Raw genomic sequence first — 9,076 nt, 5'->3', positions numbered from 1 at the left:
GAGCTTCCATCGATTCTTCGGTCATGAAATGTCTCTCTGCCGACCAGGAGCGTTGGCCCTCCTCTCAGACTCATCTGTACTCCTTTCGACCGCGCAGTATGCCCTTCCCACGCCGGCAGGTCCTCAGCCGATCATGTGCAGGACGCCGCGGCCGCGCTCCTTGGCGCCGTACATCGCCCGGTCCGCTAGCAACAGGACCTCGTCCAGCGTCGTTCCAGGCGCGGCCATCGCCAGCCCGATCGAGGCCGACACCCGCACCGTCCGCCGTCCCACCTCGACCTCGTCCACCAGCACAGCGGCCAGCCCATTCCCGATGGCCTCCGCCGTCGCGGCGTCCACCCCGGGCAGGACCGCCACGAACTCGTCCCCGCCCAGCCGGCCGACCACGGCCCCCGGCAGCTCCCGCTCCACGTGCCGGCGCAGCCGGTCGGCGAGCCGGACGAGCAGCTGGTCCCCCACCGCGTGCCCGCCGCGGTCGTTGACCTCCTTGAACCGGTCGACGTCCACGAACAGCACCGCTCCCCCGACGGCCAGCGCCGCGCGGCCGGTGTCGAGCAGGTGGCTGCGGTTGGCGAGCCCGGTCAGCGGGTCCTGGCGGGCCGACCGCAGCAGCGCCTGCCGCCAGCCGTCGGCCTTGGTCGCCACCGCGGTCAGCCGGTCCACCGTCTCCTGCAGCCGCACCGCCTGGTCGCCGTCCGCGTCCTCGGCCAGCCCCGCGACCGCGGCGGCCAACGTCTCGAGCACCGTCTCCAGCGGCAGCCCGGCCGCCACCGTCTCCAGCGTCCGGCCCTGCGCGGCCAGCAGCTCGCCGTCCCACCGGTGCGCGGCCACCTGGCGCCGCAGCGACAGCACGCTGCGCACCAGCCGCACCTGGTTCTCCAGCAGCTCCTGCTCGGCCAGCGAGAAGGCCCGCGGCTCGTCGTCGAAGACGCCGAGCGAGCCGAGGACGAAGCCGTCCTCGTCGATCAGCGGCACCCCGAGGTAGGAGCGGATCGCGCCGGCCGCCACGGCCGGGTTGTCGCGGAAGACCGGGTGGTCGAGCGCGTCGGCCACCTGCAGCGGCGCCCGCAGCGCCACCACATAGGCGCAGAACGACAGCTCGTCGGGCACGTGCGAGTACGGCGCGCCCGCGCCCCGCTCGGCCGGGAAGCACTGCTCGTCCGGACCGACCAGGTTGATGACCGCGATCGGCGCCTCCACCGTCCGCGCCATGTACGCGACGACGGCGTCCAGATCGGACACCCCGGCGTGCCCCGGCAGCCGGTAGCTGGCGATCGCGGCCAGCCGGGCCGCCTCGGCGACAGCCGGCCGCGGATCGGGCAGCGGGTCGTCGACCGGTGCGGAGTCGGGCAGGCGGGGCGTCGGGACGGCGGCGCTCACGCGCGGCGACCCTAGTGGCCGAGCGTCATCGACGGAACACGCTGCGACACCGGGACACCCTCCGACGTCGAGGCGTCGAGCCGGTCCCTACCGACGGCGGCCCCGAGCTCGGCGGGCCCGCGCCTTCCCGCGCCTTCCCGCGGCTGGCGGCCCGGCCCGTCCCGCGGCCCCAGGGCCGTCCGCCTCTTCCGCCGCGGAACCCGTCGTCGCGACGCTCCGGGTCCCCACCGGATCGGGAGGTCGGCACCGTGTACGTCACCCAGGGTCTGCACCGCCACGTCCAGCAGCGCGCGGACGAGATCGCCACCGTCTGCGCCGGCCGCACCCGGACCCACGCCGAGTCCGTCGACCGGATCGCCCGCCTGGCCGCCGCGCTCCAGCAACTCGGGATCCGGGACGGCGAGCGCGCGGCCGTCCTGTCCCTGAACTCCGACCGCTACTCCGAGATCCTCGGCGCGACGCTGTGGGCCGGCGGCGTCGTCGTCCCGGTCAACATCCGGTGGAGCGTCCCCGAGATCGCCGACTCCCTCACCGAGGTCGACGCCCGGGTCCTCGTCGTCGACGACGTCTTCGCCGCGTACACCGAGCCCATTCGGGCGGCCCACCCGCGCCTGGAGCACGTCGTCCACGCGGGCGACGGCCCGACCCCCGAGGGCATGCTCGCCTTCGAGGAGCTCGTGGGAGCTCACGAGCCGGTCGAGGACGCCCGCCGCGGGGGCGATCAGCTGGCCGGCGTCTTCTACACCGGCGGCACCACCGGCCGGTCCAAGGGCGTCATGCTCAGCCACGACAACCTGCTGACGTCGTCCCTCGGCACGCTGGCCGCCAACCACTTCCCGCCCGGCGGGGTCGGTCTGCATGCCGCGCCCATGTTCCACCTCGCCGCCTTCTCCAACTGGGTCGGCGCCGTGGTGATCGGCGGCACCCAGGTGATGATCCCGGCGTTCGACCCGGTCGCCGTGCTGACCGCCGTCCAGGAGCACGGCGTCACCGACCTGCTGCTGGTCCCCACGATGATCCAACTGGTGGTCGACCACCCGCGGGTCGACGAGTTCGACCTGAACAGCGTCCGCCGGGTGGGGTACGGCGCCTCCCCCATGTCCGACGCCCTGCTCGGCCGGGCGATGAAGACCCTGCCCAACGCCCGCTTCCTGCAGGCCTACGGCATGACCGAGGTCGCCCCGGTGGCCACGCTGCTCACGGCCGAGGACCACGAGGACCCGGCGCACCGGCGCTCGGTCGGGCGCGCCGCCCCGCACGCCGAGGTCCGCGTCGTCGGCCCGGACGACGTGGAGCTGCCCCGCCGGGAGGTCGGGGAGATCGTGGTCCGCGGCGGCTCCGTGATGCTCGGCTACTGGGACCGGCCGGAGGAGACCGCCGAGGCGCTGCGCGGCGGCTGGATGCACACCGGCGACGCCGGCTGGATGGACGACGAGGGCTACGTGTACCTCACCGACCGCATCAAGGACATGATCATCTCCGGTGGGGAGAACGTGTACTCCGTCGAGGTGGAGAACGTCCTCGCCCAGCACCCGGCGGTGGCCACCTGCGCGGTCATCGGCGTCCCCGACGAGACGTGGGGCGAGCGCGTGCACGCCGTCGTCGTCCCGGCGGCCGGCGCCGCCGTTCCCCTCGAGGAGCTGCGGGCCTTCTGCGCCGAGCGCATCGCCGGGTACAAGACGCCGAGGTCGATGGACGTCGTCGACGCGCTGCCCCTCTCCCCCATCGGCAAGGTCCTCAAGCGGACCCTGCGCGAGCCCTACTGGGCCGGGCAGGACCGCGCCGTCCACTGACGCCCGCGCGCAGGGGCGGACGCCCCTGGTCCGGCACGCCGGTCCGAGGAGAGCATCGGGGGCGTCCAGGACATCCGCGGAAGGAACCGTGCCATGACCCAGACCACGGGCTCAGCGGTCTCGAAGGACCGGGCGCGTGAGGCGATGACCCGCTTCGTGGCGGCCTGGGAGCAGGGAGACCTGTCCGTCGTGGACGAGGTGTTCGCCGAGGACCTCGTCTACCACGGGCCCCCGTTCCCGGACATGGGCCGCGACGAGCTGCGGGAGTTCATCGCCGGCTTCCGGACGGGCTTCTCCGACATCCACGTCCAGGTGCACGAGCACGTCGTCGACGGGACCACCTCCGTCCACCGCTGGACGGTCGAGGCCGTCCTCTCCGGGACGACGCCGCTGCTCCCGGGGGTGGAACCGACCGGGAACCACTCGTCCGCCGACGGCGCGCACGTCCTGCACTGGACCGGGGAGAAGGTGTCCGAGGCCTGGCACCTCGGTGACTGGCTCGGCTGGCTGACCAAGGCGGGTGTGCTGCCGCCCGCGCCGGGCATGGGGGGCTGACCGCCCCGACGACCACCGCGATCCGCCGAGGACGACGGGTCGCTCGGCGTCCGGGCCATTGCCCGGCGCACCGAGGGCCGACAGGCTGAGCCGGAACGCCGTAGGGGCGTTCCCGCCAGGTCAGGAGAGCGGCCCATGCACGCACGGTCCACGAGCATCCGCGGCCACGCGGCCGGCATCGACGCCGCCATCGCCTATGTGCGCGACGACGTCCTGCCGGCAGTCCAGGACACCGACGGCTGCGTCGGCCTCTCCATGCTCGCCGACCGCGACAGCGGCCGCTGCATCGTGGCGACCGCCTGGCGGGACGAGCAGGCCATGCGCGCCACCGCCGCCGAGGACCGCACGGTGCAGCACCGCCTGCTGCACACCCTCGGCGGCGGGCACGCCGACGTCCGGGAGTGGGACATCGCGGTCCTCCACCGGGACCGTCCGGCTGGGGACGGCGCCGGCGCGCAGGTCACCTGGGCCCGCATCGCACCGAGCCACCTCGACGACCTGCTCGACGCCTACCGCAGCAACCTCCTGCCGCGGCTGCAGGAGCTGCCCGGCTTCTGCAGCGTCAGCATGCTGGTCGACCGGCGCCTCGGCCGGACGGTCAGCGTCACCAGCTTCGAGGACCGCGACGCCGCGGGGCTGGTGCGCCGGCACGCCCGCTCGCTGCGCGAGCAGTTCGCGCAGGCCCTGGGCGCCAAGATCGTGGACGTCGCCGAGATGGACCTCGTCCTGGCCCACCTGCACGTCCCCGAGGCCGTGTAGGCGCCTCAGCCCTGGGCGGACCGGCGCATCGACCACATCTGCGCGGGGCGCTCGAACTGGGTGGCGACCTCCCAGCTCACCGCGCCGTTGACGACCTCCTTGCGGAAGTTGCCCACGGCCACGCGGGCGAGCTCGGGGTCGGCGGCGACACGGCGGGCCAGCTCGAGCGCGCGGTCCTCGACGGCGGCGTCGTCCAGCGACTCCCACGCCAGGCCGAGCTCCACGGCCTTCGTCCCGTTGATCTCCTCGCCGAACAGCGCCATCGCCGCGGCGGCCTCGCGGCCGATCAGCCGGGACAGGATGACGAAGTGCCCGCCGCCGGGGTGCAGGCCGCGCTTGAGGAAGCCGGCCAGCAGCCGGGCGTCGTGGGCGACGATCCGCAGGTCGGCGGCCAGCAGCATGTTCATCCCGGCGCCGACGGCGGACCCGCGGACGGCGGCGATGGTCGGCACCTTGACCTGGCCCAGCCGGTAGAAGGAGTCGTAGATCCGCCCCATGCCCTCGTAGGCGTCGGGCGCGGCCGGGTCCTTGCCGGCGTTCGTCAGCGTCGCGACGTCGCCGCCCGCGCAGAACGACCTCCCCACCGCCCGGACGACGAGCGCCCCGACCTCCGGCTGGGCGTCGACCTCGTCGAAGACGTCGATCAGCTCGCCGGCCATCTGCGGCGTCAGCGCGTTGCGGCGGTCGGGCGCGTTGAGCGTCACCACCGCCACGCCGCCGTCGACCTCGAGCAGGACCTCGGCGTCAGCCACGAGCGCACCTCCGGATCGGGGCCCGCGGGCCCGGGGGACCATCCGCAGGCATCAGACCACGACGCCGTGTTGCCGCCCTGCGCGGGCCGGTCCCACACTCGGCTCCCCACCTCCGGAGCCTTCGCATGCCCGCCCGCCGCGCCGCCGTTCTCACCTTTGTCGCGCTGTTGGCTGGAGGTTGCACCGGCGTGGACGGCGACCCCAGCCCGGCGCCGACGACGTTCACCGAGCTGCTCGGCACCGCCGACCTCGACGCCGTCGCGCCCGCCGGCGTGGACGTCCTCGACCTGGCGGCCGGTCCGGACGGCGCGCTCGTCCTGCTCGCGGACAGCGCCGACCCGTCCGTCACCTACCTGGTGCCGGTCGGTGAGGACGGCGTCGGCGACGTGCAGCGGCTGGATAGCCCCGGCGAGCAGCTGTTCGTGGGACCCGACGGTGCCGTCCTCGTCCTCGGCCCGGGCCGGCTGACCACCGTGGGCGGCGGCACCGTCGAGCTGGACGTCACCGCGGAGACCGCCGCCCTCTCCCCCGACGGCCGCCGGCTGTACGTCGTCGGCGAGGGTCGGCTGGCCGCGCTCGACCCGGCCACCGGTGCCGTGCAGGCGACCGCCGACCTCGAGCCCGGCCTCACGGTCGAGGACCTCGCCGCCGGACCCGACGGGCCGGTCGCGCTCATGAGCGACGCCCGCGCGCTCGACCTGGCCGACGTCGCCGTCCTGGGCACCTGGGCCGAGGACCTGGGGCAGGCCGAGCTCGTCGAGCTGGCCTCCGACCGCCCGGCCAGCATCCCGTCCGCACTGCGGCTGACCGAGGACGGCGCCGCCGTCGTGACGCTCACCGTCCACGGCGACGACCCGTTCCGCGTGACGGTCGTCGAGGACGGCGAGGTGACCGCCGCGCACCCCATCCCCGGCACCGACCGCGCGCCGGCCGACCTGGCCCTCTCCCCCGACGGGCGGGTCGCCTACCTGGCGGTGGCCGGCTTCGAGGTGGAGTCCGGCGCGATCACGCTCGACCTGTCCAGCGGTGAGCAGCTCGCGGCCGGCCGGCTGTGCGAGGGGCAGGGCACCTTCGGCCGGGTGGCGCTCGCCGGCGACCGGCTCACGGTGATCGGCGCGTGCATCAACACGGACGACTCGTCGACCACCGCGTTCGTGCTCGGGTAGCCGTTCGGGTGGGTTGTCCCCAGGGTGCGATCCGGAGCGGCGCTGTTCTGGTTATCGTCCGCGATCGTGCGGAACCCCGGCACCGGACGGACGAGCCTCATCGCGGTGGTCCTCGGCGCGGCGCTGCTGCTGCCCGCCTGCGCGGCCAGTGACGACGACGAGGCGCCGAGCACGAGCCTGCCGACGACGTCAGCGCCGGCGAGCACCACCGAGGCGCTGCCCGTGGTGGGTCCGGCCGACTTCCCCGTACCGCCCGAGGCCCGCACCCAGGACGCCGCCGGCGCCGAGGCCTTCCTCCGCTACTGGATCGACCTGCTCAACCGGCAGCAGGCGATCCCCGCAGGGCAGCCCATCCGTGACCTCGCGCCTAACTGCAATGAGTGCTGGCGGATCGCAAACAACTACGACGAGACGGCCTCCGCTGGCGAGAAGTACGTGGGTGGCGAGGTGTCCCTGAACGACGTACCTCCAGCCGTGCTCAATGGGGAACGTGCAGAGGTCGCCTTCGGCGCGCGCATCGAGGCGGTTTCTATCGTCGACTCAAGCGGCGCAGTGGTTGATCCGGGGGTACCTCTCCAACCGAACCTTGGATCGGGCATCCGACTTCTGTGGTCAGGCGCTACTCGCTCCTGGCTAGTCACAGAGTTCAACCTCGGATGAGGCGTAGACCTTGTCAGGCGCTGGCCATTGCGCTCCTTGTGCTCGTGTCCATGATCGTCAACGCTCCCCTAGCCAGTGCTGACTGTCGCTTCAGCAAGTGTCCGGGCACCGAGCTCAATGACGGTGCGGCGACAGTCGAGTTCTCGGGTGTGCGCGTTGCGGAGCTAGTGGCCGAAGGCCCAGCAGGCATCGCGGACTACGTGTGGCGACTGGTGCAGCCGTGCGTGGTCTCGGACGAACGCGGAGGCTCATGCTCGGCGGTCGACTTCGAGGCCTGCCCGGCCGAGCCCGGCCAAGCGGTGCGCTACCTCGCGGTCCAGCAAAGGCCGGTCGTCCGTCCCGACGGAACTGCGGTGATCCCAGTGCCCGCCGGTCTGACACCGGGGAGCCTGCTCGGCTCGTGGGTCACGCTCCGCACGGCCTGCATCGACATCACCGCGCTCAACCCGCCGCCGTCGCCGGAGGAGGTGTTCGCCTACTTCCAGCGGCTGCCGCTGCCGCAGCTGAGCACCTCGCATGCACCGCCCGGGCGCGGTCTGGCCGGGCTGCCGGTCGTCTTCTGGACCGACGCCCCGACCACCCAGACCTTCACCGTGGACGTCCGCGGCTACGCCGTCGTCATCGTCGCCGAGGCCCAGCGCTACACCTGGCGCACCGGCGACCCCGCCGCGCCCACGCTCACCACCACCGTCCCCGGCGGCGCCTATCCCGAGCAGGCCACCGAGCACCTCTACCGCTCGGGCACGTACACCGCGTCGCTCACCGTCACCTGGGGCGCCACGTTCACCGTCGACGGCAGCGCGCCGGCCGACGTCCCCGGCACCACGACGACCGACGGCCCACCGGTCACGTTCGACGTCGTCGAAGCCGCCGCCGTCCTCACCAACCCCTACGACTGACCAGCTCACAGGCCCGCTCGTGAGCCGGGCCGCGCCGCGACTCCTTGTCGGCGTCCTCACGACGAGAACACACTCCCCGGCATGCGCCCCAGCCCCGGGCTCGTGCTCGCCGCTCTCCTGCTGACCGGCTGTGGCGGGGCGATCGCGGGCACGGCGATCCCGGGGCCGACGACGGTGTCCCTGGCCGACGTCGCGGGCGCGGACGCCGAGGTGCTCGACGTGGCCGCCACCGCCGACGGCCGGTCGGTCGCGCTGCTGGCGCCGCCCGGCGGCCCGCTCACCCTCGCCGACGTCGCCGCCGACGGCACGCCCACCGCCGTCCCGCTCCGCGGCCTCGACTCCGAGCGGCCCGGCCTCACCCGCATCGCCGCGGACGGCGACGGCGTGGTGGTCGTCGGCTTCGCCGCCGGGCGCGTCGCCCTCGTCGAGGCGGACCTGCGGCGCGTCGGTGCGCCGCGGCCGGTCGGCACGCTCGGTGCCGCCGACGTCGCGGCGCTCGACGCCGTCGTCCGGGACGGCGTGCTGCACCTCGCCCTCAGCGGCATCGACGGCACGCACCGGCTGGTCGCGGTGGGCCCCGAGAGCGGCGTCGTCCGCGACGAGGTCGCGCTGCCCGGCACGCCGCGCGACCTGCACACCTCCGGGGACGGCCTGGTCGTCGTCGCCACGGACACCGGGCGCAGCGCGTCCGTGGTCATCCTCGACGGCGAGCTGGAGATCGTCGGCGAGGTGCCGCTCGGCCCGGGTGCCGCCGGCCCGCTGACCGTCGTCGACGGCCACGTGTACGCCACCGTCGGCGGGTCCGGCGGCGTCTCGATCGCCCGCGGCTCCGAGGTCCTGGCCACCGTGCCCGGCGACCTGCCGGCCCTGGTGACGGTCGACGGGGACGAGGCCACGCTCGTCGACACCGTGGCCGACGGCGAGGTGCCGCGGGTGCTGCAGCGCAGCGTCGACCTGGCGGCGGGCGAGGTGGTCGCCGAGGTGGAGCTGTGCGACGGCGGCGCGGTCGACGGGGCCGACGTCGACGGGTCCGGCCGGGCGTCGGTGGTCAGCGACTGCCGCGGCGAGCCGGTGCTCTGGCGGTTCGGCTAGGCCGGCGGCCCGGCCTCGGC

General features: G+C 74.2%; 9 protein-coding genes. 7 read left to right on the top strand and 2 right to left on the bottom strand.

The features are described 5' to 3' along the window. Positions 1-123: 123 nt before the first annotated feature. Positions 124-1,380: a diguanylate cyclase domain-containing protein gene (locus tag ACI8AR_RS08170; RefSeq protein WP_457050566.1), complete on the bottom strand. Its 1,257-nt coding sequence runs from the start codon at positions 1,378-1,380 to the stop codon at positions 124-126. A gap of 248 nt (positions 1,381-1,628) precedes the next feature. Between ACI8AR_RS08170 and ACI8AR_RS08165 the strand changes: the two genes are divergently transcribed. The 3 genes from ACI8AR_RS08165 (at position 1,629) to ACI8AR_RS08155 (ending at position 4,487) form a co-directional block, all read left to right on the top strand. Beyond that, positions 1,629-3,173, top strand: coding sequence for an acyl-CoA synthetase (locus tag ACI8AR_RS08165; RefSeq protein ID WP_457050565.1), 1,545 nt, complete (start codon positions 1,629-1,631; stop codon positions 3,171-3,173). Between the two features lie 93 nt (positions 3,174-3,266). After that, positions 3,267-3,728, top strand: a complete 462-nt coding sequence (locus tag ACI8AR_RS08160; protein WP_457050564.1) for an ester cyclase — start codon at positions 3,267-3,269, stop codon at positions 3,726-3,728. A gap of 135 nt (positions 3,729-3,863) precedes the next feature. Beyond that, entirely contained in the window at positions 3,864-4,487 is a 624-nt protein-coding gene (locus tag ACI8AR_RS08155) for a hypothetical protein (RefSeq protein ID WP_457050563.1), read from the top strand. Between the two features lie 5 nt (positions 4,488-4,492). Here ACI8AR_RS08155 and ACI8AR_RS08150 read toward each other — a convergent pair whose 3' ends face one another. Further along, a complete protein-coding gene (locus ACI8AR_RS08150) occupies positions 4,493-5,239 on the bottom strand; it encodes an enoyl-CoA hydratase-related protein (RefSeq protein ID WP_457050562.1) in 747 nt (248 codons plus the stop codon). A gap of 125 nt (positions 5,240-5,364) precedes the next feature. On the opposite strand from ACI8AR_RS08150, the gene ACI8AR_RS08145 reads away from it, so the two are divergent. The 4 genes from ACI8AR_RS08145 (at position 5,365) to ACI8AR_RS08130 (ending at position 9,056) form a co-directional block, all read left to right on the top strand. Beyond that, the gene (locus ACI8AR_RS08145) at positions 5,365-6,405 is read left to right on the top strand and encodes a hypothetical protein (protein WP_457050561.1); all 1,041 of its coding nucleotides are present in this window, start codon (positions 5,365-5,367) and stop codon (positions 6,403-6,405) included. 66 nt (positions 6,406-6,471) lie between these two features. After that, positions 6,472-7,065 (top strand): hypothetical protein, encoded by a 594-nt coding sequence (locus ACI8AR_RS08140; protein WP_457050560.1) that lies wholly within the window; start codon positions 6,472-6,474, stop codon positions 7,063-7,065. A 362-nt stretch (positions 7,066-7,427) separates the two neighbouring features. Beyond that, on the top strand, positions 7,428-7,964 hold the full coding sequence (locus tag ACI8AR_RS08135) for a hypothetical protein (RefSeq protein ID WP_457050559.1): 537 nt from the start codon (positions 7,428-7,430) through the stop codon (positions 7,962-7,964). Positions 7,965-8,045: 81 nt separating this feature from the next. Continuing rightward, positions 8,046-9,056: a hypothetical protein gene (locus ACI8AR_RS08130; protein ID WP_457050558.1), complete on the top strand. Its 1,011-nt coding sequence runs from the start codon at positions 8,046-8,048 to the stop codon at positions 9,054-9,056. Positions 9,057-9,076 lie beyond the last annotated feature (20 nt).

This window comes from Geodermatophilus sp. SYSU D01036 (assembly GCF_054050435.1).
This window is presented reverse-complemented; position numbering and strand designations above follow the sequence as displayed.

What these genes read in the sequence shown, in the direction of transcription:
- ACI8AR_RS08160 (WP_457050564.1), top strand. Translation starts at nt 3,267, where the DNA reads ATGACCCAGACCACGGGCTCAGCGGTCTCGAAGGACCGGGCGCGTGAG.
- ACI8AR_RS08155 (WP_457050563.1), top strand. Translation starts at nt 3,864, where the DNA reads ATGCACGCACGGTCCACGAGCATCCGCGGCCACGCGGCCGGCATCGAC.
- ACI8AR_RS08145 (WP_457050561.1), top strand. Translation starts at nt 5,365, where the DNA reads ATGCCCGCCCGCCGCGCCGCCGTTCTCACCTTTGTCGCGCTGTTGGCT.
- ACI8AR_RS08130 (WP_457050558.1), top strand. Translation starts at nt 8,046, where the DNA reads ATGCGCCCCAGCCCCGGGCTCGTGCTCGCCGCTCTCCTGCTGACCGGC.